22 protein-coding genes and 1 riboswitch are annotated in these 26,212 nt (G+C 67.7%); of the genes, 18 read left to right on the top strand and 4 right to left on the bottom strand.

Features of this window, described 5'->3' with window-relative positions; all coding sequences use genetic code 11:
- The first annotated feature begins 96 nt into the window (after positions 1-96).
- From A5790_RS11880 to A5790_RS11860, 5 genes are read left to right on the top strand one after another with little or no spacing between them, the layout of a single operon-like run.
- Positions 97-783, top strand: coding sequence for a TetR/AcrR family transcriptional regulator (locus A5790_RS11880; RefSeq protein WP_066843986.1), 687 nt, complete (start codon positions 97-99; stop codon positions 781-783).
- Between the two features lie 31 nt (positions 784-814).
- Positions 815-1,153: a helix-turn-helix transcriptional regulator gene (locus tag A5790_RS11875; RefSeq protein WP_066843983.1), complete on the top strand. Its 339-nt coding sequence runs from the start codon at positions 815-817 to the stop codon at positions 1,151-1,153.
- Positions 1,150-1,788, top strand: a complete 639-nt coding sequence (locus tag A5790_RS11870; RefSeq protein ID WP_066843981.1) for an SRPBCC family protein — start codon at positions 1,150-1,152, stop codon at positions 1,786-1,788. Before A5790_RS11875 ends, A5790_RS11870 begins: the two co-directional genes overlap by 4 nt.
- Positions 1,789-1,838: 50 nt before the next feature.
- Positions 1,839-2,309 carry a VOC family protein gene (locus tag A5790_RS11865; protein ID WP_066843979.1) on the top strand — a complete coding sequence of 157 codons (471 nt, stop codon included), beginning with the start codon at positions 1,839-1,841 and terminating at the stop codon, positions 2,307-2,309.
- Positions 2,306-3,811 carry an FAD-binding protein gene (locus A5790_RS11860; protein ID WP_066843976.1) on the top strand — a complete coding sequence of 502 codons (1,506 nt, stop codon included), beginning with the start codon at positions 2,306-2,308 and terminating at the stop codon, positions 3,809-3,811. Before A5790_RS11865 ends, A5790_RS11860 begins: the two co-directional genes overlap by 4 nt.
- Here A5790_RS11860 and A5790_RS11855 read toward each other — a convergent pair.
- Together A5790_RS11855 and A5790_RS11850 are read right to left on the bottom strand one after the other, a co-directional pair.
- On the bottom strand, positions 3,808-5,721 hold the full coding sequence (locus A5790_RS11855; RefSeq protein ID WP_066843972.1) for an ABC transporter ATP-binding protein/permease: 1,914 nt from the start codon (positions 5,719-5,721) through the stop codon (positions 3,808-3,810). The genes A5790_RS11860 and A5790_RS11855 overlap by 4 nt on opposite strands.
- A 90-nt stretch (positions 5,722-5,811) precedes the next feature.
- On the bottom strand, positions 5,812-7,428 hold the full coding sequence (locus A5790_RS11850) for an FAD-dependent monooxygenase (protein ID WP_066843969.1): 1,617 nt from the start codon (positions 7,426-7,428) through the stop codon (positions 5,812-5,814).
- A 19-nt stretch (positions 7,429-7,447) separates the two neighbouring features.
- Here A5790_RS11850 and A5790_RS11845 point away from each other — a divergent pair, with 19 nt between their 5' ends.
- From A5790_RS11845 to gcvP, 13 genes are all read left to right on the top strand, one after another.
- On the top strand, positions 7,448-9,100 hold the full coding sequence (locus A5790_RS11845) for an acetolactate synthase (RefSeq protein WP_066843966.1): 1,653 nt from the start codon (positions 7,448-7,450) through the stop codon (positions 9,098-9,100).
- Positions 9,101-9,230: 130 nt separating this feature from the next.
- Entirely contained in the window at positions 9,231-10,091 is an 861-nt protein-coding gene (locus A5790_RS11840) for a GNAT family N-acetyltransferase (protein WP_066843964.1), read from the top strand.
- 88 nt (positions 10,092-10,179) lie between these two features.
- The gene (gene secA2 / locus A5790_RS11835) at positions 10,180-12,504 is read left to right on the top strand and encodes an accessory Sec system translocase SecA2 (protein WP_066844183.1); all 2,325 of its coding nucleotides are present in this window, start codon (positions 10,180-10,182) and stop codon (positions 12,502-12,504) included.
- A gap of 9 nt (positions 12,505-12,513) precedes the next feature.
- Positions 12,514-13,140 carry a CDP-alcohol phosphatidyltransferase family protein gene (locus tag A5790_RS11830; protein ID WP_066843961.1) on the top strand — a complete coding sequence of 209 codons (627 nt, stop codon included), beginning with the start codon at positions 12,514-12,516 and terminating at the stop codon, positions 13,138-13,140.
- A complete protein-coding gene (locus A5790_RS11825; RefSeq protein WP_066843958.1) occupies positions 13,137-14,054 on the top strand; it encodes a DUF881 domain-containing protein in 918 nt (305 codons plus the stop codon). The genes A5790_RS11830 and A5790_RS11825 overlap by 4 nt, the downstream gene beginning before the upstream one ends.
- 21 nt (positions 14,055-14,075) lie before the next feature.
- Positions 14,076-14,408 carry a small basic family protein gene (locus A5790_RS11820; RefSeq protein WP_066843955.1) on the top strand — a complete coding sequence of 111 codons (333 nt, stop codon included), beginning with the start codon at positions 14,076-14,078 and terminating at the stop codon, positions 14,406-14,408.
- A 15-nt stretch (positions 14,409-14,423) separates the two neighbouring features.
- Positions 14,424-15,275 (top strand): DUF881 domain-containing protein, encoded by an 852-nt coding sequence (locus tag A5790_RS11815; RefSeq protein WP_066843952.1) that lies wholly within the window; start codon positions 14,424-14,426, stop codon positions 15,273-15,275.
- 47 nt (positions 15,276-15,322) lie between these two features.
- Positions 15,323-15,718, top strand: coding sequence for a glycine cleavage system protein GcvH (gene gcvH, locus A5790_RS11810; protein WP_064393703.1), 396 nt, complete (start codon positions 15,323-15,325; stop codon positions 15,716-15,718).
- Between the two features lie 132 nt (positions 15,719-15,850).
- Positions 15,851-16,330, top strand: a complete 480-nt coding sequence (gene garA, locus A5790_RS11805; RefSeq protein ID WP_064393704.1) for a glycogen accumulation regulator GarA — start codon at positions 15,851-15,853, stop codon at positions 16,328-16,330.
- A gap of 31 nt (positions 16,331-16,361) precedes the next feature.
- Positions 16,362-17,111, top strand: a complete 750-nt coding sequence (locus tag A5790_RS11800) for a MerR family transcriptional regulator (protein WP_066843949.1) — start codon at positions 16,362-16,364, stop codon at positions 17,109-17,111.
- 60 nt (positions 17,112-17,171) lie between these two features.
- Entirely contained in the window at positions 17,172-17,666 is a 495-nt protein-coding gene (locus tag A5790_RS11795) for a bifunctional nuclease family protein (protein WP_059098552.1), read from the top strand.
- 224 nt (positions 17,667-17,890) lie between these two features.
- Entirely contained in the window at positions 17,891-18,526 is a 636-nt protein-coding gene (locus A5790_RS11790) for a MerR family transcriptional regulator (RefSeq protein WP_064418507.1), read from the top strand.
- Between the two features lie 66 nt (positions 18,527-18,592).
- Positions 18,593-18,691, top strand: a riboswitch (glycine riboswitch).
- A 181-nt stretch (positions 18,692-18,872) separates the two neighbouring features.
- The gene (gene gcvP, locus A5790_RS11785; RefSeq protein ID WP_066843947.1) at positions 18,873-21,719 is read left to right on the top strand and encodes an aminomethyl-transferring glycine dehydrogenase; all 2,847 of its coding nucleotides are present in this window, start codon (positions 18,873-18,875) and stop codon (positions 21,717-21,719) included.
- A gap of 116 nt (positions 21,720-21,835) precedes the next feature.
- Here gcvP and A5790_RS11780 read toward each other — a convergent pair whose 3' ends face one another.
- Together A5790_RS11780 and A5790_RS11775 are read right to left on the bottom strand one after the other, a co-directional pair.
- Positions 21,836-23,884 (bottom strand): substrate-binding domain-containing protein, encoded by a 2,049-nt coding sequence (locus A5790_RS11780; RefSeq protein ID WP_066843943.1) that lies wholly within the window; start codon positions 23,882-23,884, stop codon positions 21,836-21,838.
- Positions 23,885-23,921: 37 nt separating this feature from the next.
- Complete coding sequence (locus A5790_RS11775) at positions 23,922-26,162, bottom strand: malate synthase G (RefSeq protein WP_066844180.1); 2,241 nt, start codon at positions 26,160-26,162, stop codon at positions 23,922-23,924.
- Positions 26,163-26,212: the final 50 nt, after the last annotated feature.

The raw sequence follows: 26,212 nt of genomic DNA, 5'->3' as shown, positions 1-26,212 counted from the left end.
CCTCCTCGATCAGAGAGCGGTGCTCTCTAACTGAGGGTGCCACCTCGCCGCGACAAAATCAAGAGCAGTGATCTCGCTTTGTGTCACACTCGGCACATGGGCAAACGGGCCGAGAGCCGGCAGCGGATCGAGGAGCAGATCATCGAGTTGGGTCGGCGTCACCTCGTGACCGACGGCGCGGCCGGGCTCTCGCTTCGGGCGATCGCCCGCGACCTCGGCATGGTGTCCTCAGCGATGTACCGCTACGTGTCCAGCCGCGACGAACTGCTGACGCTGCTGCTGGTCGATGCATATTCCGAACTCGCCGATCACGTCGACCACGCCCGAGGCGAAGGCACACCGTGGCGCGAGCAGTTTCGCGCGATGGCGCACGCCGCCCGCCGATGGGCGGTCGAGGAGCCCGCCTCGTGGGCGCTGCTCTACGGCACCCCGGTGCCCGGATACCAGGCGCCCCGAGAACGCACCGTAGGCCCGGGGACCCGCGTCGTGGCTGCCTTGTTCGACGTGGTCGGCGCCGGTATCGCCGCCGGTGACATCCCCTCGTCGAAAACGGTTGTCGACGAACCGCTGTCGTCGGATTTCGAGGCGTTGCGCGACGAGTTCGACTTCGGGGGCGACGACGGCGCGATCGCCAAGAGCTTCCTGGCATGGGCGGCTCTGGTCGGTGCGATCAGCCTCGAGGTGTTCGGCCAGTACGGGCCCGACACGCTGACCGATCCCGCGGCGGTCTTCGATCTGCAGATCGGCCTGCTGATCGACGCACTGCAATCAGATAAGCATTGACTTATATAAGTTGTGACTTTAATTTGAAGGGGTGCACGCGTTCGACGTCCTCGGCGATCCGGTGCGCCGCCGGATCCTCGAGCTGTTGGCCGACGGCGAGCAGCCCGCAGGAGCCATCGCCGAGACCATCGGCGACGAGTTCGCGATCACCCAGCCCGCGGTCTCGCAACATCTAAAAGTGTTGCGCGACAACGGGTTCACTTCGGTGCGGCCGGACGGTCAGCGCCGTCTCTACGCCGTCGACGGGGCGGCGATGCGCGACGCCGACGAGTGGCTCGCCGGCTTCCGGCGGTTCTGGTCGCCGAAGCTCGACGCACTCGGCACCGAGATCGCGCGCGGTAAGCGACAACGACGAAAGAAGGCAACATGACCGAGATCGACGTGGACCACCAGATCAGTGCCGTCGCACGCACCGTCGGGAAACGCACGATCGACGCCGGCGAGGCACACGTCGTCACCATCAAGCAGACCTACGACACCGATCAGGCGGATCTGTGGGATGCCGTGACCAACATCGAGCGCATCCCGCGGTGGTTGATGCCGATCTCGGGCGACCTGAAGGTCGGTGGCAGCTATCAGTTGCACGGCAACGCCGGCGGAACGATCCTGACGTGCGACCCGCCGAAGAGCTTCACCGCCACCTGGGAGTACGGCGGCAACACCAGCTGGATCGAGGTCAGCGTCAGCGACCAGGGCGCGGACCGGGCACAGTTGGTCATCGAGCACATCGCCGTCGTCGGCGACGAGATGTCGCTGCAGTTCGGCCCCGGCGCCGTGGGCATCGGCTGGGACTCGATGGTGCTCGGGTTGGCGATGCATCTGTCCACCGGGGAGGCGGTCGACCCGGAGTTCGGGGCACAGTGGGTCACCACCGCCGAGGGTCGACGCTTTCTGGCGTTGTCCAACGACGCCTGGTACGAGGCGAACATCGCCTCCGGCGCCGACCCCGCCGCCGCGCGGGAGGCTGCCGACCGGTGCCTGAAGGCGTACTACGGCGAGGCCTGAACTAGAACACGTTCTAGCCAAGTGGACAGCCCGCGGATATTCTCGACGCGATGCTTGCCCAGACACCTGTCCAGATCGCGTGGGTGACGCGGGACCTCGAGGCCACCGAGAGCGCGCTCACCTCGATGTTGGGCGCCAAGAAGTGGGTGCGCATGCCCGGCGTCCACTTCGCCCCGGAGGCGTGCACGTACCGCGGTGAACCCGCCGACTTCGTGGCCGACATCTCGCTGAGCTACGCCGGCGACACGCAGCTCGAACTGATCGCACCGGTCTCGGGGCGCAATATCTACGCCGACTTTCTCGACACCGCGGGCCCCGGCATGCACCACATCTGCATCGAGGTCGACGACGTGGAAGCGGCACTGACCGAACGGAAAGCCGAGGCGGTGCAGCGCGGCGTGATGCCCGGTGGCATGGAGTTCGCCTACATCGCCGCCGCCGGTGTGCCGTACCTGGAGATCGCCCACATCCCCGACGAGATCAGGGCATTCTTCGACTACATCAAACAGGAGCAGCAGTGAGCACCATTGAGATTCCCGACACCGTCGACGCCGCCGATGTCGCGTCGTGGTCCGACGAATTCGATGTCGTGGTGGTCGGATTCGGCATCGCAGGCGGGTGTGCAGCGGTCAGCGCCGCCGCCGCGGGCGCTCGGGTGCTGGTGCTGGAGAAGGCCGCCGACGCCGGCGGGACCAGCTCGATGGCCGGCGGACACTTCTATCTGGGTGGCGGGACCGCGGTGCAGCAGGCCACCGGTCATGAGGACAGCGCCGACGAGATGTACTCCTACCTCGTCGCAGTGTCGTGTGATCCGGAGCTCGACAAGATCCGCGCCTACTGCGACGGCAGCGTCGAACACTTCAACTGGTTGGAGGACTTGGGTTTTCAGTTCGAGCGCAGCTACTACCCGGGCAAGGTGGTGGTGCCGCCGGGCACTGAAGGCCTCTCGTACACGGGCAACGAGAAGGTGTGGCCGTTCTGCGAGCAGGCCAAACCGGCACCGCGCGGCCATTCGGTGCCGGTACCCGGTGAGCTCGGGGGAGCCGCGATGGTCATCGACCTGTTGGTCAAGCGCGCCACCGAGCTCGGTGTGCAGATCCGCTACGAGACGGGAGTGACCAATCTGGTCGTCGACGACGGGTCGGTGGCCGGCGTGCGTTGGAAGCACTTCGGCGAGACGGGCGCGATCAAGGCGAAGGCGGTGATCATCGCCGCGGGCGGGTTCGCGATGAACCCCGAGATGGTCGCCGAGCTCACGCCGGCGCTCGGCCAGAAGCGCAAGACCAAGCACCACGGCGAGGTGGAGCCCTACATCCTGGGCAATCCGAACGATGACGGCCTGGGTATCCGGATGGGCATCTCGGCGGGCGGCGTCGCCAAGAACATGGATCAGCTGTTCATCACCGCCGCGGCGTATCCGCCGGAGATCCTGCTCACCGGTGTGATAGTCAACAAGTACGGCCACCGCTTTGTCGCCGAGGACTCATACCATTCGCGCACTTCGGCTTTCGTGCTCGAACAGCCTGAGCAGACGGCCTATCTCGTCGTCGACGAGGCCCACATGGAGATGCCCGAGATGCCGCTGATCAAGTTCATCGACGGTTGGGAGACCGTGGAGGAAATGGAAGCGGCGCTGGGTATTCCGCAGGGCAACCTGGTCGCGACCCTGCATCGGTACAACGAATTCGCCGCTCGCGGTGAGGATCCCGACTTCCACAAACAACCCGACTACGTCGCAGCCCAGGACACCGGCCCGTTCGCGGCGTTCGACCTGTCGCTGGGGCGCGCGATGTACTCGGGTTTCACCATGGGCGGACTGGCGGTGTCGATCGACGGAGAGGTCCTGCGCGAGGACGGCTCCGCCGTCTCAGGCCTCTATGCGGCGGGAGCGTGCGCGTCCAACATCGCCCAGGACGGCAAGGGCTACGCCAGCGGAACCCAACTCGGCGAAGGGTCGTTCTTCGGGCGGCGGGCGGGTGAGCACGCAGCCAGGCGCGCGGGCGCACACGCTGTGGCGCGTTAGACCTTCGCCGGTTCGTCACCCTCAACGCGACCCAGTCGCCAGTCGCCGTCGCCCAGCAGCTCGAGTTCGTGGGTGTGGTGCTGTTCGACCGTGCTGCGGTGGCTCACACTGACCAGGATGGTGTCGGGCAGTTCGGTGCGAACCAACTGATAGAGCATGAACTCCAGGCCCTCGTCCAGGGCCGACGTGGACTCGTCGAGGAACACGGCCTTCGGTTTGGTCAACAGGATTCTGGCGAACGCGATCCGTTGCTGTTCGCCGGGCGAGAGCACCTTGGCCCAGTCGTCGACCTCGTCGAGGCGGTCCGCAAGATGCGGCAGCGCCACCTTGTGCAGCGTGTGTTTCAACGTCCTGTCATCGATGTCGCCGACTTCGTTGGGGTAGCTGACCACGGTGCGTAGATCGCCCAGCGGCACATACGGCATCTGCGAGAGGAACATCGTCTCGTTGGGCCCACACGGGCGAGTCAGTCGGCCCGAGGTGAACGGCCACAGCTGCGCAAGGCTGCGCAGCAGGGTGGTCTTGCCGCTGCCCGACTTGCCGGTGACCACCAACGAGTCACCGACCTCCAGCCGCATGTCGAGCGGTCTGATCAGTTGTCGGCCATCGGGAGTGCGGACTTCGACGGCGGAGAGTTCGACGGTGCCGTCCGCGCACGGCGCGGTGGTCAGTTCGGGCAGCGCCCGGCCCTCATCGTTGGCGACCACCAGGCCGTGCAGCCGGATGATCGCAGCCCGATAACCGGCGAACTGGTCGTAGACGTTGCGGAAGAACGACAGGCCAGCCTCGATGTTGCCGAACGCCGCCGCGGTCTGGCTCATCGCGCCGAGCGTGATCTCACCGGTGAAGAACCGGGGAAACTGCAGCAGATAGGGCGGCACGACGATGATCTGGTCCATCGACAGGTTCCAGCCGTAGAAGCCCATCATGCGGTTGATGTAGCGCTTGTAGTTGCTGACCACCGGCGCGAACAGCCGCCGCAGCCCTGACCTTTCGGCGATCTCGCCGCGGTAGAAGGCGACCGCCTCGGACGCGTCGCGCAGGCGCACCAGCGCATAGCGGAAGGCGGCGTTGAACTTCTCGTTGTAGAACGACAGCCAGATGATCGGCCTGCCGATCCAGAACGCGAAGACCGAAGCGAGCAGCACGTACGCCAACAGAATCCAGAACATCGCCCGCGGCACGTCGCCGATGAACGGCAGCGTGAGCGTCCCCGACAGGTTCCACAGGATCGCGGTGAAGGAGACCATCGAGACGATCGCACTGATCGCGCCGAACAGCAGCGTGGCTGTCGAGGTGTTGTTGGGTGTGTTCGGCAGGCCGCCGACGCCGGCGGTGAAGATGTCGATGTCGTACTGGATGCGCTGGTCGGGGTTGTCGATGGTGTCGTCGATGAATCGGCCGCGGTAGTAGGCCTTGTCGTCCAACCAGTCACTGGTGAGCCGGTCGGTGAGCCAGACCCGCCAGGCCAACATGAACCGCTGGGTCAAGAAGAGGTCGAGCATGATCCGCGCGACGTGGATGACGGCCAGGATTGCGAAGATCATCATCGACAACCAGAACCCGTCCCTGCCGGAGTTCCGGATGGCGTCGTCGCCGGTGCCCAGGCCGGACGCCACCACCTGAAAGCTGGTCATCATGTCGTTGCCCTGGAAGGTGAACAGCACCGTCAGGCGGACCCCGATGATCACCGAGAGCAGCAGCGTGCCCAGCCACAGCCAGATCCTGACGCTCTCCGGACCCTTGAAGTAGTCGCCGGTGATCCGCCAGAACTGACGGCCCCACTCGGTGAACTTCGCGATGAGCACCAAGACGATCAGAGTGCACACCGCTGTGATCGCCCAGGCTCGGGCGATCCACACCAGCGATATCCACAGTTCACTGCCCCAGTCCAGCGTCGGGGTGAACATTCCCTCATTCACTCCGGCAAGGTACCTTCTCCGACCGCCGCAGGCGTTTCAGAGGGACCAACCACGGGCCGCGAGTCGGACAACGTGCGCTCATCGGGCGAATGTGGAGCGCAGATGGGCAGCCAGGTCTTCGGCGTCGACATGCGCCGCCGCGTAACCGAGATAGCCGTCGGGCCGCACCACGAACATTGCCCGCTCGGCGCAGTGGTAGGCGCGGGCGAACTGTCCGTCTGCGTCGCGGATCAGCGGCAGCGCCGTGTCGGCGACGTCGGCGTCGGGCGCGGCGACCATGTGCACGGTCACGCGCTCGCCCGCGACGGCGATCGCCGCTGCGGCGGCACGTTCGAAGTCCGCGACGTCGGCGGGGCCACAGCCGGCACCCGCGTACAACAGCGTGGTGTGGTCGCGGCCGAAGAGCTGGAACAACCGCAGCGGGCCGGTCACGGTGTCGCGTGTCAGCCCGTTCGCGTCGTCGGCTCGGCGTCCTGCACCCGACGCGACGATCGGGCTGTCCGCGTAATCGATGAGCAACTGCGCCTCGCGGCGGATCACGTACTGCGGATCGGTCGAGTCGGCGCCGATGCCGTCGCGGGCGCTGCGCACGGTGCGCCCGACCACCTCCTCGCCGACCGGCCGGCGTTCGGCGTCGTAGCTGTCGAGCAGATCGGGCGTCGCGGCGCCCGACACCGCCAACGCCAGTTTCCAGGCCAGGTTGTGGGCGTCCTGGATGCCGGTGTTCATCCCCTGCGCACCGGTCGGCGGGTGGATGTGGGCGGCGTCACCGGCGACGAACACCCGACCGCACCCGTAGGCGTCGACGATGCGGTGACTGATCCGGAACACCGACGACCAACGCAGGTTGCGCGCGGTGGTCGGTTCGGGGGAGAGCCGGTCCAGGACGGCCTGGATGTGGTGCAGTTCGGGCGCGCGGACACCCTCGAAGCCGTGCGCGACACCGTCGGCGGGTGCGCTGGCCAACTCGTCGGGCACCAGCATCGACATCCGGTACCGGCGGTGATGCTTCGAGTCCGCCCGCGCAGCGTCGGGCAGCGGTATGCACACCAGCAGATCGTCCGTGGTGCCGTCGGTCTGGTGCATCGACCGGACGGCGTAGCCGCGCGGCAGCGACCAGTCCACGTCGACGTCTCCGAGCATGTACTGCTCGGCGAACGCGCCGCCCTCGAAGGTGAGCCCCAGGGCCTTGCGTACCGTGCTGTGCGCGCCGTCCGCGCCGACGAGGTAGCCGGCCAGCACAGTGCGTTCACCGTCGCCGATCAGCGTCGCGCTCACGCCGTCGGCGTCCTGGTCGAAGCCGGTCAGTCGCCAGCCACGCTCGACGCGCACCCCGCGCGCCGCGAGTTCGTCGCGCAGGATGGCTTCGGTGGCGTACTGAGGAATCGCGACGAAGCCGAAGGGCACATCGGCGGGGACGTCGAAGTCGGCCTTCGCGACCTGTTCGCCGTTGACGTAGACCAGCTGACCGCGCATCGGGGTCGCCGCGTCGAGGATCCGTCCCAGGATGCCCATGTTCTCGAAAACCTCGAGTGAGCGTGGTTGCACACCAACGGCTTTGGCGTGCCGCGGCGGCTCGGGCAGCGAGTCGACGATACGGCAATCGACGCCGCGCCTGGCCAGCTCGATGGCGGCGGTGAGACCGACCGGCCCGGCGCCGGCGATCAACACTTGCGTTTCCTCGGGGTTCCTCACGCGTGGTTATGCTGCCACCATGAGCAGCGACGCGCCGGTTCCGTCGACCGTGAACGCGGGGCATCTGATCGCGCGGCGGTTGCGGGCGAGCGGAATCGACACGGTGTTCACGCTTTCCGGCGGGCACCTGTTCTCGGTCTACGACGGTTGCCGGGCGGAGAACATCCGGCTGGTCGACACCCGCCACGAGCAGACCGCCGCGTTCGCCGCCGAGGGCTGGTCCAAGGTGACCCGGGTGCCGGGTGTCGCGGCGTTGACGGCCGGGCCCGGTGTCACGAACGGCATGAGCGCGATGGCCGCCGCGCAGCAGAACCAGTCACCGCTGGTTATCCTCGGCGGTCGCGCACCGGCCATGCGGTGGGGGCAGGGCAGCCTGCAGGAAATCGACCACGTCCCGTTCGTCGCGCCGCTGACCCGCTTCGCCGCGACCGCGCAGGCGCCGGATGCCGTTGCGGGACTGGTCGATGACGCGCTGCGCGCCGCGGCCGGGACGGCGGGCGGGCCCTCGGGTGTGTCGTTCGTCGACTTTCCGATGGACCACGTGTTCAGCGAGGCCGCGGACACCGGCGCGCCAGGAGCGCTGAGCGAACCGACCGCGGTGGTGCAGGCCGACGGTGCCGCGTTGAGCGCTGCGCTTGGCCTGCTGGCCGAGGCGCAACGGCCGGTCATCATGGCCGGGACCAACGTCTGGTGGGGGCGCGCCGAGACGGCGCTGCTGAATCTGGCCGAGGCGCTGCGCATTCCGGTGCTGATGAACGGGATGGCCCGCGGCACGGTCCCCGCCGACCACCAGCTCGCGTTCTCCAGGGCGCGGTCAAAGGCGTTGAAGCAGGCAGATGTTGCGCTGGTGATCGGCGTGCCGATGGACTTTCGGCTGGGCTTCGGGGGTGTGTTCGGCGCAGATACCGCGCTGATCGCCGTCGACCGATGCGCCCCGGATCGACCGGCCCCGCGACCGGTCGCCGCCGGCCTGTACGGCGACATCAGCGCCACGCTGTCCGCCCTGTCGACGGTCGGCGCCAACGATCACGAACCCTGGATCGCCGACCTGCGTGCCACCGAGACCGCGATGCGTGCCTCCGAGGCCGATGAACTGCGCGACGACCGCACGCCGCTACACCCCATGCGCGTGTACGCGGAAATCAGCGCCATGCTCGACCGCGATGCGATCGTGGTGGTCGACGCAGGCGACTTCGGCTCCTATGCCGGCCGCGTCATCGACAGCTACGTGCCCGGCGCCTGGCTCGACAGCGGCCCGTTCGGCTGCCTGGGTTCCGGACCGGGCTACGCCCTGGCCGCCAAGCTGGCCCGGCCCGATCGCCAGGTGATCCTGCTTCAGGGCGACGGGGCGTTCGGGTTCTCGGGTATGGAGTGGGATACGTTGGTGCGCCACGGGATTCAGGTCGTTTCGGTGATCGGCAACAACGGTGTCTGGGCGCTGGAGAAGCATCCGATGGAGGCGATCTATGGGTATTCGGTGGTGGCCGACCTGCGGCCGGGCACCCGATACGATGAGGTCGTAACCGCGCTCGGCGGACACGGCGAGTTGGTGTCGGCACCCGCCGAACTGCGACCCGCCCTCGAGCGCGCCTTCTCCTCGGCGCTGCCCGCGGTGGTGAATGTGCTGACCGATCCGACGGTGGCCTACCCCCGTCGCTCCAACCTCGCCTAGCCCTATTTCCGCGAGCGCGCGTGTTTGCGCACGAAACGCCGCCAAATCTCAGCACTTTGCGCACCCTCACACCGCAGCGAACGCGACGAAAATCGCTCGACCCGTTCGGCGTTCGGGCCATGCTGGACTCATGGAGGTGCACATTCACGATTCCGCCGACGAGTTCCGCACAATCGCCGAACCGGTGTACCGGCGCGACCCGGTCGCCAACACCGTCGAGCTGACAGTCCTTGCCTCGGCGATCCCCGACGGCACCCTGCTGATGTCGGTGTGGCAAAACTCGGATGTCGTCGGCGTCGCGATGCAAACACTGTCATACCCGTTGGTGTGCAACGGTATTCCGATAGATTGCGCCGACGTCGTCGCCGGCGATCTCCTAAGGAGGCGACCCGATCTGACCGGGGTGCGCGGGCTTCGTCAGGTCGCGGTCGCAATCGCGGACGCCTGGCAGTCTCACGGCGGACATCCCGGCAGCGTCACGCTCGAAGAGCGGCTCTACCGGCTGGGGACCTTGCAGCCACCGACCGGCGTTGCAGGAGCGCCGCGATGGGCCGACGAGGCCGATCGCGCCCTCCTGACCGATTGGATGGAGCGCTTTTTCGGCGAGACGTTCGGCCACCCCCGCGACGACGCCGCGAGGATTCGCTTCGTCGACGCCGCTGCCGTCCGAGGCGGCCGGTTCCTGATGTGGGACGTCGACGGCACACCGGTCAGCACGGCGCTGCTGCATGCGCCGGTGGCGGGGGTGTCGCGCATCGGCCCGGTCTTCACACCGGCGGAGCACCGAGCCCATGGCTACGGCTCGGCCGTCACCGCCGCGGCCTCCCAGGCCTCGCTGGAGCGCGCCGACGCGGCGGTGGTGCTTTTCACCGATCGTGCCAACCCGACCTCGAATGCGATATATCGAAAGATCGGCTTCGAGCCGGTGTGCGATTTCGCGCGCATCGACTTCCGCACGGTCGACTCACCCTGTGGGCCCGCACGTGAGTAGGGGACGTGCGCAGACTGCTGGCGAAATGCGGCGTCGCGAAGCGGGCACGCGCGCCCGCGGCCAGGAGCGCAGCGCGTACGGTAGCGGTGTGGCAAAGACGAAGACCCGCACTTCAGGTCGTGTCAGCAATAGGTTCTGGAAGCTGCTCGGCGCCAGCACCGACCGGAGCCAGGCGCAATCGATGGCGCAGGTGCGCAACTCGGCGGACTTCGACGAGAAGGCCGCGGCGCTCGACGACGAAAAGCTGGCCAAGGCCGCCAAGTTGCTCAACCTCGACGACCTCGCCGAGTCGAGCGACATCCCGCAGTTTCTGGCGATTGCCCGCGAGGCCGCCGAGCGCAAAACCTCGCTGCGGCCATTCGACGTTCAGCTTCTGGGTGCCCTGCGCATGCTCGCGGGCGACGTGGTCGAGATGGCCACCGGTGAAGGCAAGACGCTCTCGGGTGCGATCGCAGCGGCCGGTTACGCCCTGGGCGGGCGCAGTGTGCACGTCATCACGATCAACGACTACCTCGCGCGCCGCGACGCCGAATGGATGGGCCCGCTTCTGGAGGCGCTGGGCCTGACCGTCGGCTGGATCACCGAGAGTTCGACGGCCGAGGAGCGCCGCGCGGCCTACCAGTGCGACGTCACCTACGCCTCGGTGAACGAGATCGGGTTCGACGTGCTGCGCGACCAGTTGGTCACCGACGTCGCCGATCTGGTCTCGCCGAACCCCGACGTCGCGCTGATCGACGAGGCCGACTCGGTGTTGGTCGACGAGGCGTTGGTGCCGCTGGTGTTGGCCGGCACCACCCACCGCGAGACCCCCAAGGTCGAGATCATCCGCATGGTCGGGGAACTCACCCCCGGCGTCGACTACGACACCGACACCGACAGCCGCAACGTCCATCTCACCGAGATCGGCGCCCAGAAGATGGAAGCCAAACTCGGCGGCATCGACCTGTACTCCGAGGAGCACGTCTCGGGCACGCTGACCGAGATCAACGTGGCGCTGCACGCCCACGTCCTGCTGCAACGCGACGTGCACTACATCGTCCGCGACGACGCTGTGCACCTGATCAACGCCTCGCGCGGCCGCATCGCGCAGCTGCAGCGCTGGCCCGACGGCCTGCAGGCCGCGGTCGAGGCCAAGGAGGGCATCGAGACCACCGAAACCGGCGAGGTGCTCGACACCATCACGGTCCAGGCGCTGGTGAACCGGTACGCGACGGTGTGCGGTATGACCGGCACCGCGCTGGCGGCCGGCGAACAGCTGCGCCAGTTCTACAAGCTCGGCGTGTCACCGATCGAACCGAACAAGCCGAACATCCGCGAGGACGAGCCCGACCGGGTGTACGTCACCGCGGCCGCCAAGAACGACGCGGTCGTCGAGCACATCAAGGAGGTTCACCAGACCCGCCAGCCGGTGCTCGTCGGCACGCGCGACGTCGCGGAATCCGAAGAGCTGCACGAGAAGCTCGTCAAGGCAGGTGTTCCCGCAGTCGTGCTGAACGCCAAGAACGACGCCGAAGAGGCCGCGGTGATCGCCGAGGCCGGCACGCTGGGCAGCGTCACGGTGTCCACGCAGATGGCAGGCCGGGGTACCGACATCAGGCTCGGGGGCTCAGCCGAGGCCGACCACGATGAGGTCGCCGAACTCGGCGGGCTGCACGTCATCGGCACCGGCCGCCACCACACCGAGCGATTGGACAACCAGTTGCGAGGCCGCGCCGGGCGCCAGGGCGATCCCGGCTCGTCGGTGTTCTTCTCGAGCTGGGAAGACGACGTCGTCGTCGCGCATCTGGAACCCAACAAGCTGCCGATGGAGACCGACGAGGACGGCCGCGTCGTCAGCCCCAAGGCCGCCAGCCTGCTCGACCACGCCCAGCGCGTCGCCGAAGGCCGGATGCTGGACATCCACGCCACCAACTGGCGCTACAACCAGCTGATCGCTCAGCAGCGCTCGATCATCGTCGAACGACGAAACACCTTGCTGCGCGCGCCCACAGCGCGCGAGGAGCTCGCCGAGCTGTCGCCGAAGCGTTACGAGGAGGTCGTCGAACGGCTCGGTGAGGAGAAGCTGGAGACGATCTGCCGGCTGATCATGCTCTACCACCTCGACCGGGGCTGGGCTGACCACCTGGCGTACCTGGCCGACATCCGCGAGAGCATCCATTTGCGGGCGCTGGGCAACCAGACCCCGATCGACGAGTTCCATCGCATGGCCGTCGACGCGTTCGCATCGCTGGCCGCCGACGCGATAGAGGCGGCCCAGCAGACGTTTGAAACCGCGCCGTCGATCGAGGACGAGCCGGGCGTGGACCTGTCGAAGCTGGCCCGGCCGACCTCGACGTGGACGTACATGGTGCACGACAACCCACTGGCCGACGACTCGCTCTCGGCGCTGAGCCTGCCGGGCGTGTTCCGCTAGGTTTAGCCCATGACCGAGGCGCATGGCCAGGTGCCTTCGCCGCCGGAGGGGGCGGGTCAGGCCCGCGACCGGGTGCTCACCGTGCCCAACGTGCTCAGCGCGGTGCGTCTGGTGCTGGTGCCGGTCTTCCTGTGGCTGCTGCTCGTGGTGCATGCCAACGCCTGGGCGGTGGCCGTGCTGATGTTCAGCGGGTTCTCCGACTGGGCCGACGGCAAGATCGCCCGGCTGGTCGACAACCAGTCATCGCGGCTGGGGGAGCTGCTCGATCCCGCCGTGGACCGCATCTACATGCTGACGGTCCCGATCGCCATGGGGCTGCACGGGTCGCTGCCGTGGTGGATCGTGCTCACCTTGATCGGGCGTGACGCCGTGCTGGCCGCGACGCTGCCGCTGCTGCGCAGCCGCGGCCTGACCGCGCTGCCGGTCACCTACATCGGCAAGGCCGCCACGTTCGCGTTGATGTCGGGTCTGCCGCTGATCCTGTTGGGGCAGTGGGACGCCACGTGGAGCCGGGTGGTGCTGGCCATCGGGTGGGGCTTTCTGATCTGGGGTCTGCTGATGTACCTGTGGTCAGGGGTGCTCTACCTGATCCAGGTGGGCATGGTGGTGCGCCAACTGCCGAAGGTGTCGCGATGACGCAGAGTTTCCGCAACACACTCGGCGGCTATGACCCGGAGTCGGGCCGCAACGCCCACGAGGCGAACCGGCCGACCAAGATTCCGGTGCCGTCCCTGCTGCGGTCGCTGCTGACCGATCACCTCGATCCGGGGTACGCCGCGGCCGCCGAGGCGAAGGTCGCCGGCCGCGAGCGGCCGAAGTGGCAACAGTGGGTCTGGCAGCTGGCGGGTGCCTTGCTGCTGGTGGTGGTGTTCGCCGCCGCGGTGGCCCAGGCGCGCGCGACCGCACCCGGTGTCCAGGAGACGCAGCATGTGCTTGCGGGCAGCGTGCGGACGGCGCAGGCCGACACCACCGCGGCCGCCGAGCGCCGGGACACACTGGCGGCCGAGGTCGACGACGAACGCCGCAGGCGCCTGGAGGGCGACGCACGCGGCCAGCAGTTGCTCAGCCGCCTCGACGAGGCGAGCTTCGCCGCCGCGGCCACGCCCGTGATCGGGCCCGGGCTGACGATCACCGTCACCGACCCGGGCGCGTCGTCGGCCAACCTGAGCGACGTGTCCAAAGAACGGGTCCCGGGCAGTAGGCAGGTGATTCTCGACCGCGACCTGCAACTGGTCGTCAACTCGTTGTGGGTCAGCGGCGCCGAAGCGCTGTCGGTCGGCGGTGTGCGGATCGGCCCCAATGTCACTATCCGACAGGCGGGCGGCGGCATCCTGGTCGACAATCAACCGATCAACAGCCCTTATGTCGTCCTCGCGATCGGACCGCCGCACGCGATGCAGGAGGTGTTCGATCGCAGCCCGGGCCTGCAGCGGCTGCGGCTGCTGGAGGCCTCCTACGGTGTCGGGGTGAGCGTGAGCACCGGCGACGGGCTGCAGCTGCCCGCAGGCTCGGTCCGAGAATTGAACTTCGCCAAGCAGATTGGGCAATGACACGAACATGGAGTCAGACACATGATCGGAATCGCCGCACTGATCGTGGGCGTGGTGCTCGGCCTGGTGTTTCGCCCCGACGTGCCCGAGTTCGTCCAGCCCTACCTGCCGATCGCGGTCGTCGCCGCGCTCGACGCAGTCTTCGGCGGCCTGCGCGCGTACCTGGAGCGCATCTTCGACTCGAAGGTGTTCGTGGTGTCGTTCGTGTTCAACGTGTTGGTCGCCGCGCTGATCGTCTACCTCGGCGACCAGTTGGGGGTCGGCACGCAGTTGTCGACGGCGATCATCGTCGTGCTCGGAATCCGGATCTTCGGCAACGCAGCCGCTTTGCGCCGCAGGTTGTTCGGCGCGTGATGACGAGGAGTGCCCATGAATGAGCACACACCGCAGCATTCCCTACCCGATGACAACGACGACCGTCGCGCCGGCGGCGGCCGCCACGAACTGCCACCCGACGAGCCGTCTCAGGACATCGGCGATCTGCGCGCGGGCGGAATCGCCGGGGTGATGCGGAGGGGCCGCTCCCAGGTGGTGTTCGGGGCGCTGGCCGTGGTGCTGTGCGTACTGCTCGGTGTGGCGATCGTGACCCAGGTTCGACAGAACGAGTCCGGTGACTCGCTCGAGACCGCCCGGCCCGCTGACCTGTTGGTGCTGCTCGACTCGCTGCAACAGCGGGAGGCTGCGCTGAACACCGAGGTGAACGATCTGCAGCGCACCCTGGCGCAATTGCAGGCCTCCGGCAGCAGCGACCAGGCCGCCATCGAGAACGCCCAGGCCCGGCTCGCCGCGCTGTCCATCCTGATCGGCACCGTGCCCGCGACCGGCCCCGGTGTGACGTTGACCATCACCGACACCGCGCCCGGGGTGCCCGCCGAAACGCTGCTCGACGTGATCAACGAACTGCGCAACGCCGGCGCCGAGGCAATGGAGATCCGCGGAGGGGGAGCCGACGCGCAGACCGCGGTGCGCGTCGGCGTCGACACCTGGGTCGTCGGCAACCCGGGCGCCCTGGTGATCGACGACGTCACCATGAGCCCCCCGTATTCGGTTCTGGCCATTGGCGATCCGCCCACCCTGGCCGCGGCCATGACCATTCCCGGCGGCGCCATGGACAGCGTCGAACGGGTCGGCGGCAGCATGGCTGTGCAGCAGTCCGACCGCGTCGACGTGACCGCCTTGCGACAACCGAAACAGCGCCAATACGCTCAGCCAGTCAAATAAGGGTCAGTTGCCAACCCGGGCCGAACCGCTGAACAACGAGGAGCGCCGTGAGCGAAATCCCAGCCGACCTGCACTACACCGAAGAACACGAGTGGGTGTTGCGCACCGGCGACGACACCGTGCGCGTCGGTATCACTGATTACGCCCAGTCGGCACTCGGTGACGTGGTGTTCGTCCAGCTGCCCGACGTCGGTGCCGAGGTGACTGCCGGCGAGTCGTTCGGCGAGGTGGAGTCCACCAAGTCGGTGTCGGACCTCTACGCCCCCGTCACCGCGAAAGTCGTTGCGGTCAACGGTGATCTCGAGGGGAGTCCGCAGCTCGTTAACTCCGATCCCTATGGGGAGGGTTGGCTGGTCGAGCTGCAGGCCGACCCCGCCGCCCTGGAGCAGGGGCTGGGCACACTGCTGGACGCCGACGGCTACCGCAGCACAGTGAGCGAGTGACGGGTTGTTAGGGTTTTGCAGACCGGACGCCAACTAGGGCGGATCCGGCGGTGGTGGGCACAATCGCGCTCGCCGCGCGGTACGGTCGACATCAGACGCGGTATCGCCACAGCAGCCAGTTAGGAGCAGCGGGTGACGGAAAACGACCAGAACTCTGGGACCGACCAGACGTCTGACGAAGTCACCGTGGAGACGACGTCCGTCTTCCGCGCCGACTTCCTCAACGAACTGGACGCCCCGGCCACGGCTGGCACCGAGGGCGCCGTTTCGGGCGTCGAAGGTCTGCCCGCCGGATCGGCGCTGCTGGTCGTCAAGCGCGGGCCGAACGCGGGATCGCGGTTCCTGCTCGACCAGCCCACCACGTCGGCCGGTCGGCATCCCGACAGCGACATCTTCCTCGACGACGTCACGGTGAGCCGCAGACATGCCGAGTTCCGCCTCGAAAGCGGTGAGTTCCAGGTGGTCGACGTCGGCAGCCTCAACGGCACCTACGTCAACCGCGAACCGGTGGACTCGGCGGTGCTGGCCAACGGCGACGAGGTGCAGATCGGGAAGTTCCGCCTGGTGTTCCTCACCGGCCCGAAGAACGACGACAGCGGTCAGGCCGGCTAGTGGTCGACCAACGCATGCGCGAAGAGTAACCATGGGCGCACCCGACACTCCCGCGCTCACTGGGATGTCGATCGGAGCGGTCCTCGATCTGCTACGACCGGACTTCCCGGACGTGACCATTTCCAAGATCCGATTCCTGGAGGCCGAAGGCCTGGTCACCCCCGAGCGCACCGCGTCGGGTTACCGGCGGTTCACTGCGTACGACTGCGCACGTCTGCGGTTCATCCTCACCGCCCAGCGCGACCAGTACCTGCCGCTGAAGGTGATCAAGGCACAGCTCGACGCACAGCCCAACGGCGAGCTGCCCCAGAACGGATCGGCATACGGCGTACCGCGTTTGGTTCCGGTGTCCTCAGACGGCACAGACGGCGCCGACGCTCCCGGTGGTGCGGCGGCGGTGGCCCCGACGCAGGTGCGCCTGTCGCGGGAGGATCTGCTGGCCCGCTCGGGCGTCGGAGAAGAACTGCTGGGCGCGCTCGTCAAGGCCGGCATCATCACGCCCGGACGAGGCGGATTCTTCGACGAGCATTCCGTGGTGATCGCCCAGTGCGCCCGCGCTCTGGAGGACTACGGCGTCGAGCCCCGGCACCTGCGGGCGTTCCGGTCGGCGGCCGATCGGCAGTCCGATCTGATCGCCCAGATCGCGGGGCCGATCGTCAAGGCCAACAAGGCAGGCGCCCGCGACCGGGCCGACGACCTGGCACGTGAAGTGGCGGCCTTGGCGATCACATTGCACACATCGTTGATCAAGTCGGCTGTGCGCGACGTACTGGATCGCTGAGGATTAGACTCGAAGCGATGGCTATGAAGCTCGCTTCTTCGGTGCGGAGGGCAGACACAGATGGGTGAGGTTCGTGTGGTCGGCATTCGCGTGGAGCAGCCGCAGAACCAGCCGGTCCTGCTGCTGAGGGAGTCCAACGGCGACCGGTATCTGCCCATCTGGATCGGCCAGTCGGAGGCCGCCGCGATCGCGCTCGAACAGCAGGGCGTCGAGCCGGCCCGGCCGCTGACACACGATCTGATTCGAGATGTCATTGCCGCGCTTGGTCATTCGCTCAAAGAGGTGCGCATCGTCGACCTGCAGGAGGGCACCTTCTACGCCGACCTGATCTTCGACCGCGACATCAAGGTCTCGGCGCGTCCGTCGGATTCCGTGGCGATCGCGCTGCGGGTCGGGGTGCCAATCTACGTCGAGGAAGCGGTGCTGGCGGAGGCCGGGCTGATCATTCCCGACGAGAACGACGACGAAGCGGCGGGCGCGGTGCGCGAGGACGAGGTCGAGAAGTTCAAGGAGTTCCTCGACAGCGTCTCACCGGACGACTTCAAGGCCACCTAGAGGCGGCCGACGTCCTGCGGGTTTGTCACGGAAACGTCTCGTCGCTTCGACACGCGGCGCAGGGTTTCCCCATCGGCGAATCGGGCAGCCATACTTTGGGGGCCGGACCACTGATGGGCAGTCCGCGGACGGCGAGAAGCGTATGCTCGACACACTCGGGCTTGGCAGATGTGTGCCCCACGCAGGTCACAGAGGCGGGTTCGATCGGCGAGAGGAATCTGGAAGTGGGAGACACGCCACGTCAGGAGCAGCTGGACCTCACCGCTGCCAGCGGCCCCGCGGATTCGGAACTGACCACCACCCCGGAGCCGGCCGGAGAACCCGTCCAGGCCGGGCTGTTCCCCGACAACTCCGTTCCCGACGAGCTCGTCGGCTACCGCGGCCCCAGCGCCTGCCAGATCGCCGGCATCACCTACCGCCAGCTCGACTACTGGGCTCGGACGTCGCTGGTCGTACCGTCCATCCGCAGCGCGGCAGGCTCGGGCAGCCAGCGGCTGTACTCGTTCAAGGACATCCTGGTCCTCAAGATCGTCAAACGCCTGCTCGATACCGGTATCTCGCTGCACAACATCCGCGTCGCCGTCGACCACCTGCGCCAGCGCGGGGTTCGCGATCTGGCCAACATCACGCTGTTCTCCGACGGCACCACGGTCTACGAGTGCACGTCGGCCGAAGAGGTCGTCGACCTGCTGCAGGGCGGCCAAGGCGTGTTCGGCATCGCGGTTTCGGGTGCGATGCGGGAGTTGACCGGCGCTATCGCCGATTTCCCCGGTGAGCGCGCCGACGGCGGCGAGTCGATCGCGGCGCCCGAGGACGAGTTGGCCTCGCGGCGTAAGCACCGCGACCGCAAGATCGGCTGAGATTCCGGGCCACGCACCCGCACGCTGTCGAGGTCAGCGCCTCTGACGGTAAACTCGTCAGCGCATCGCGCTTGTGCGGGAGAGTTTCGTGGCGGCCAGTCACGGACGCCGAAGGAGCAACACCTCTCCGTCAACCTCTCAGGCACCCAGGACCGCAGGAGACCCCGATGCCTCTGGAAAGCGGTGAGCTCCGGTCGGGTCCGCCCGGCGGCCCTCGCCCGCCCATGGGGAAAGGCGCTTCTCGCACCGTCGTGATCGCCGAATCTCTCAGGCGCCCGCAGCGGGTCGACGACAGAGGGGGAGGAACCCAGCGGTCCTCTGCCTGCACGCGTCTGGAGTAGCCCGAGTGTTCGATCACCATCAGCCCGATTTCGCCGACCGCCACATCGGACCGGATGCCGACGCCGTCGCCAGCATGCTCGAGACGATCGGAGTCTCCTCGCTCGACGAACTGGCCGAGAAGGCGCTGCCGTCGGGCATCCTCGACGCGCTGTCGGCCGACGATTTGGCCCCGGGGCTCGACCGGCTGCCCGCGGCCGCCTCCGAGGACGAGGCGCTGACCGAACTGCGCGCGCTCGCCGACGTGAACACCGTGGCCGTGTCGATGATCGGCCAGGGCTACTACGACACGCTGACCCCGCCGGTGTTGCGCCGCAACATCCTTGAAAACCCCGCCTGGTACACCGCCTACACCCCGTATCAGCCGGAGATCAGCCAGGGCCGCCTCGAGGCGCTGCTCAACTTCCAGACCATGGTGACCGATCTGACCGGGCTCGAGGTCGCCAACGCGTCCATGCTCGACGAGGGCACGGCGGCCGCCGAGGCGATGACGCTGATGCACCGCGCAGTGCGCGGGCCGTCGAACCGGCTGGCCGTCGACGCCGACCTGTTCCGCCAGAGCGCCGCGGTGCTGGCCACCCGCGCCGAACCGCTCGGCATCGAGATCGTCACCGCCGATCTGACCCAGGGACTGCCAGACGGCGACTTCTTCGGCGTCATCGCTCAACTGCCGGGAGCCAGTGGCGCCGTCGTGAACTGGAGCGAGCTCGTCGCCCAAGCCCATGACCGCGACGCTTTGGTCGCGATCGGTGCGGACCTGCTGGCGTTGATGCTGCTCACCCCGCCCGGTGAGATCGGCGCCGATGTCGCGTTCGGAAGCACCCAGAGATTCGGTGTGCCAATGGGTTTCGGTGGACCCCATGCGGGATATCTGGCCGTGCACGCCAAGCACGCGCGCCAGCTGCCGGGCCGCCTTGTCGGGGTGTCGCTCGATGCCGACGGCGCGCCGGCGTACCGGTTGGCGTTGCAGACCCGCGAACAGCACATCCGCCGCGACAAGGCCACCAGCAACATCTGCACCGCGCAGGTGCTGCTGGCGGTGATGGCCGCGATGTACGTCAGCTACCACGGCGCCGACGGCCTGACCGGGATCGCCCGCCGGGTGTACCAGCGGGCGCGTGCGGTGGCGGCCGGGTTGACGGCAGCCGGGGTCGAGGTCGTGCACCGCGAGTTCTTCGACACCGTTCTGGCCAAGGTGCCCGGCCGGGCAGCGGCGGTGCGCGAGGCCGCCAAGACACGCGGCATCAACGTCTGGCTGGTCGACGACGACCACGTCTCGGTGTCCTGTGACGAGGCGACCACCGCTGCGCATGTCGAGGCGGTGCTGTCGGCCTTCTCGGCGACGCCGGTCGATTCGGAGTTCGACGGCCCCGGTATCGCGACGCGCACCTCGGAGTTCCTCACCCATCCGGCGTTCACGCGGTACCGCACCGAAACCGAGATGATGCGCTACCTACGGTCGCTGGCCGACAAGGACATCGCCTTGGACCGCAGCATGATTCCGCTCGGATCGTGCACGATGAAGCTCAACGCGGCCGCCGAGATGGAGCCGATCACCTGGCCGGAGTTCGCGCGCCAGCATCCGTTCGCACCCGCATCCGACACCCCGGGGCTGCGGAAGCTGATCGCCGACCTGGAGCAGTGGCTGATCGACATCACCGGATACGACGCGGTGTCGCTGCAGCCCAACGCGGGCTCGCAGGGCGAGTACGCCGGCCTGCTGGCGATCCAGGCGTATCACGCCGAGCGCGGTGAGCCCGACCGGAACGTCTGCCTCATCCCGTCGAGCGCGCACGGCACCAATGCGGCCTCGGCGGCGCTGGCGGGCATGCGTGTCGTGGTGGTGGCGTGCCGACCCAACGGCGACGTCGACCTCGACGACCTGCGCGCGAAGGTGAGCGAGCACGCGGATCGACTGTCGGCGTTGATGATCACGTACCCGTCGACGCACGGGGTGTACGAGCACGACATCGCCGACATCTGCGCGGCGGTCCACGACGCGGGCGGTCAGGTGTACGTCGACGGTGCCAACCTCAACGCGCTCGTCGGCCTGGCCCGGCCCGGCCGGTTCGGCGGCGACGTGAGCCACCTCAACCTGCACAAGACGTTCTGCATCCCGCACGGCGGCGGCGGCCCCGGTGTGGGCCCGGTCGCGGTGCGCGCGCACCTGGCGCGGTACCTGCCCGGCCATCCGCTCGCCGAGGAGCTACCGGACACCTACACGGTGTCGGCGGCGCCGTACGGGTCGGCGTCGATCCTGCCGATCAGTTGGGCCTACATCCGGATGATGGGCCCAGGCGGGTTGCGCGCCGCCTCGCTGACCGCCATCGCGTCGGCCAACTACATCGCGCGTCGCCTCGACGAGTACTACCCGGTGCTCTACACCGGCGAGAATGGCATGGTCGCCCACGAGTGCATCCTCGACCTGCGCACCATCACCAAGCAGACCGGCGTGACCGTCGACGATGTGGCAAAACGACTGGCGGACTACGGTTTCCACGCACCCACCATGAGTTTCCCGGTGGCGGGCACGCTGATGGTCGAGCCCACCGAGAGCGAAAGCCTCGCCGAGGTCGACGCGTTCTGCGAGGCGATGATCGCGATTCGCGCTGAGATCGACAAGGTCAGCGACGGCACCTGGCCCGCCGAGGACAACCCGTTGCGCAACGCACCGCACACCGCGGAGTCCCTGCTGATCGACGATTGGAAGCACGCCTACACCCGCGGGCAGGCGGCCTATCCGCTGGGCAAGAACTACCGTCCGAAGGTGTGGCCGCCGGTGCGTCGCATCGACGGTGCGTACGGCGACCGCAACCTGGTCTGCTCGTGCCCGCCCGTCGAGGCCTTCGCGTAACCACTCAACTGCCCGCCGAACGTGGGTTACCCGCACGCCAAACGCGAGAAAAGTGTGCCGGTAACCCACGTTCGGCGACTAGGGGCGCGGCGTGTGAGCCGGGTCGTCGCCGGGCGCTAACCGAGGAAGTTCGCGATCGCCGCCGTCAGTTCAGGGGAGTCGGAGCTGGCGAGGTTCTGGTAGCTGCCGCCGCTGATCTCGGCAACGGCCTCCCAGGTCGCGCGATCGGAGTCCGACCCGAAGTCGATGACGTTGACCGCCACCGGCTTGGCATCGTCGAATGCGCCGCGGATGTACTGCTGCAACCCTTCTCCGTTGAGGGTCTGGTCGGTGTGCGGCCCGGTGGTGATCACCAGGACCGAATTCTCCTGTCCTTCGCGGAAGTTCGCCATCGCTTCGGTGTAGACCAGCCGCAGTGTGGTGAACGAGACCGCACCCCCTCCGGAGGCGGACTGTTCGTCCAGTGCTGACGTCAACGCCGCCGAGCGGGGCTGGCCGTCGACTTGGTCGCTCAGCGGTCCGGTGCTCACCTCCGAACGGCCCGCGGTTCCGTCGAACGTCCACAGGCCCACCGCCGACGAGGCCGGCAACGCCTGCAACCGGGCGTTCAGCGCGGCAACGACGTTCTGCAGCCGAGACCGTCCGCCTTCGTCGGTGGGCATCGACTGGTCGAGCATGATCGTCACCGCCGGGTTGGCCGCCGGGGCGGTCAGCGCGTTGGCCAGTTGCGCGCGTATCTGGTCGTCGCCCACCGACATTGGAGCAGGCACCGGCCCGAAGTCCACGACGTCGCTGTCGGGCAGCGTTCCGCCTTCGGTGCGGAAACCGGCCTTGGCCAACTCCGCGAGCTGTTCGGGTTTGCGCATGAACCGGGCGAATTCGCTGGCAGCGCTCTTCTGTTCCTGCGACAGCCAATCGCCCGACACCAACACGGCCGGGTAATCGGCCACCGCCGCGGGACCGGGCGGCAGCCATCCCGAGACCACGCCGGCGGCATTGGGCAGACCGGCGCTGCGCTGATACAGCTGCTGTTCGGTGATGGCGACGGCGTGCACGGGAGCCGCCGCCGGATCGGATGCCTTGACCAGCGCGTCGAACGCCGTCGAGGTCTTCTTGTCCGGCAGCTGCGGCTGACCCGCCACGACGGTGTTCACCGCGCGTATGCCCTCACTGGCCGGCGCACCGGCGGGCACCGACGCGGCCGCGATCGCCTCCGCGGCGAGATACGACGCATCGCTGTCGCCGCTCAGTGGCAGCACCAGCCGCAGCGCGCCCCAGCCGACCAGATTCAGCCCGTCCAATGACGACGGATTGCTCTGTAATGCCGGAATGGTCGACCAGTTCTGTTGCGCCAGAGCGTTCTTCAACTCCGGCCGAACGGCCAGCACCACCGGCGACGTGGCCAGTGACCGGCTGTCGATGATCGCCTGCGCGCCCGACGAGGCCTCGAGCCGCGCCGCCGACACCGAGCTGCCCGGCACCCACAGCGCGGGACGATCGCCCAACTCTTGAGGCCACGCCTCGGTGAAACCGTTGACCACCTGGTCGGATTCGGCCGGTTTGACGCCGACCTTCACGCATTTGTCGGCCACCGGGGCGGCGGTCTCGTTGTACCGGTTGGCCAGCGACTGGATCGGCTCGGCGATGTTCGGGTCGACCACCACCGCGACGGACAGCTCACCGTCGACGCACCGCGCGGCGGCCTGATCGGTGCGGTCGGACAAGGCGTCACCGAAGAATCGCCACAGGATGACCGCGCCGACGAGCACCACGACCGCGACCAGGGCGGCGATGACGCCGACGCTGACACCACGCCTGCCCGGGGTGACCGCGCGATGGCTACCGGTCCACTCACCGCCCTCCCACTCACCGCTGTGCGCCGGGCCCGAGCGCGGCGGGACTCCCGGCGGGGGAGCCGATGCGCCGGTCTCGGGCTCCGAATAGTCGCGTTCGAAATCCGAGTAACCGGGGTCTTCCGGACCATCCGCATAATCGGGACGGTCGACGTCGCCGTACTCGGAGCCGTAGCCTGCGTCATAGCCTCCGGGTCCCGGTTCCGGGCGGTCGCCGAGATAGCCGAAGCGTTCGGTCTCCGACTCGTCGTGACGGTCGCCGAAATCCCCGCCTGCCGAATCTTCGGGATCCGGTTTACTGTGCCTGCCCACTTCCGCCCTCTACTTGCGACGCCGACCGGTCACCGGATCACGCACCGCCGTGTTCGGCCTTGTACTCGCGGCGGCGGCGATGCAGGATCGGCTCGGTGTAGCCGTTGGGTTGTTCGGCGCCCGAGAGGATCAATTCCTGCGCGGCCTGAAATGCGATGTTGTGGTCCGGATCCGTTGCCATCGGCTTGAATTCGGGATCCTGCTCATTCTGCTTGTCGACGATTGCGGCCATCCGCTTGAGGCTGGCCACCACATCGTCGGGCGTGATGACGCCGTGGCGCAGCCAGTTCGCCAGCAGCTGACTCGAAATGCGCAGCGTCGCACGGTCTTCCATCAGCGCGACGTTGTGGATGTCGGGCACCTTGGAGCAGCCGACACCCGCGTCGATCCAGCGCACCACGTATCCGAGGATGGACTGGCAGTTGTTGTCGACCTCTTCGCGGATCTCCTCGGGCGCCCACGCGAGCTCCTTGGCCAGCGGCACGGCCAGCAGTTGCTCGACGCTGGTGCGCTTCTCGCCTTCCAGCTCCTTGTGCACCGCGTAGACGTCGACCTCGTGGTAGTGCATGGCATGCAGCGTGGCCGCGGTCGGCGACGGCACCCACGCGGTGGTGGCGCCGGCCTTGGGCTGGCCGACCTTCTGCTCGACCATGTCGGCCATCAGGTCGGTCATCGCCCACATGCCCTTGCCGATCTGGGCCTTGCCGGAGAAACCGGTCGCCAGCCCGATGTCGACGTTCTGGTCCTCGTAGGCCTGGATCCACTGGGTGCTCTTCATCGCGCCCTTGCGGATCATGGGGCCGGCTTCCATCGAGGTGTGGATCTCGTCGCCGGTGCGGTCGAGGAAGCCGGTGTTGATGAACACCACCCGGTCGGCGGCGGCCTTGATGCAGGCCTTCAGGTTGACGGTGGTGCGGCGCTCCTCATCCATGATGCCGACCTTGAGGGTGTTGGCGGGCAACCCGAGCACATCCTCGACGCGGCCGAACAACTCAACGGTGTAGGCCACCTCGTCGGGGCCGTGCATCTTGGGCTTGACGATGTACACCGAGCCGGTGCGGCTGTTGACCAGCGGGCCGTTGCCGTCCCCGGACTTCAGGCCGTGGATCGCGACGAGGCTGGTGAACAGCGCGTCCTGGATGCCTTCGAAGACCTCGACCTCTTGGCCGTCGCCGTCCGTCCGCACGATCGCGTCGTTGGTCATCAGGTGTCCGACGTTGCGCACGAACAACAGGCTGCGTCCGGGCAGCGTCAGCTCGCCCTCGCCGTCCGGGGTGGTGTAGGTGCGGTCCTCGTTGAGCTTGCGGGTGAAGGTCTTACCGCCCTTGCTCACCTCTTCGGTGAGGTCACCGCGGTTGAGGCCCAGCCAGTTCCGGTACCCGAGCACCTTGTCCTCGGCGTCGACGGCGGCGACCGAATCCTCGAAGTCCATGATCGTGGTGACCGCGGATTCCAGGACGACGTCCTTGATGCCCGCGGCATCGGTCGAACCGATGGGCGATTCCGGGTCGACGAGAATCTCGACGTGCAATCCGTTGTTGCGCAACAGCACCGACCACTGCGGCGAGCCGAGGTCTCCGGTGTAGCCGACGAACTGCTCGGGTGCCGCGAGCCCGACCGACGAGCGCTCGCGCGAGGAGTCAGCAGCCGAAGCGTTGTCGTCGCCCAGGTCGACGAGCAGCTGGCCGTCGTCGATGCGCAGACCGGTGGCCTCGCTCCAGTTGCCGGAGGCCAACGGCGCAGCGCCGTCGAGGAATCGGCGGGCGTAGGCGATGACCTTGTCGCCGCGAACCTTGTTGTAGCTGGAACCCTTGTCGGCGCCGTCGTCCTCGGAGATCACGTCGGTGCCGTAGAGGGCGTCATAGAGCGAGCCCCAGCGGGCGTTCGCGGCGTTCAGCGCGAAGCGGGCGTTGAGGATGGGCACCACCAGCTGAGGTCCGGCGGTCGTGGTGATCTCGTCGTCGACGCCCGCGGTGGTGATCGTGAAGTCGTCGGGCTCGGGGAGCAGGTAGCCGATCTCGGTGAGGAACGCCTTGTACGCGTCATGGTCGAGCGGCTCGATGACCCGCTGCCGGTGCCACTTGTCGATGCGGGCCTGCAGATCGTCGCGTCTGGCCAGCAGTTCTTCGTTCTTGGGCGTCAGATCGGCGACGACCTTGTCCACGCCGGACCAGAAGGTGTCGGGGTCGATGTCGGTGCCGGGCAACGCCTCGTTGTTGACGAAGTCGTACAGCACCCGGGCCACGCGCAGGTTTCCCACCGTCACGCGATCGGTCATCATTCCTCCTCGAACTGTCGTCCCAGCTTACCCAGCGGTAATACGGCTTA

The organism is Mycobacterium sp. 852002-51152_SCH6134967 (assembly GCF_001667105.1).
In the GTDB taxonomy this organism is placed as follows: domain Bacteria; phylum Actinomycetota; class Actinomycetes; order Mycobacteriales; family Mycobacteriaceae; genus Mycobacterium; species Mycobacterium neumannii_A.
This window is presented reverse-complemented; position numbering and strand designations above follow the sequence as displayed.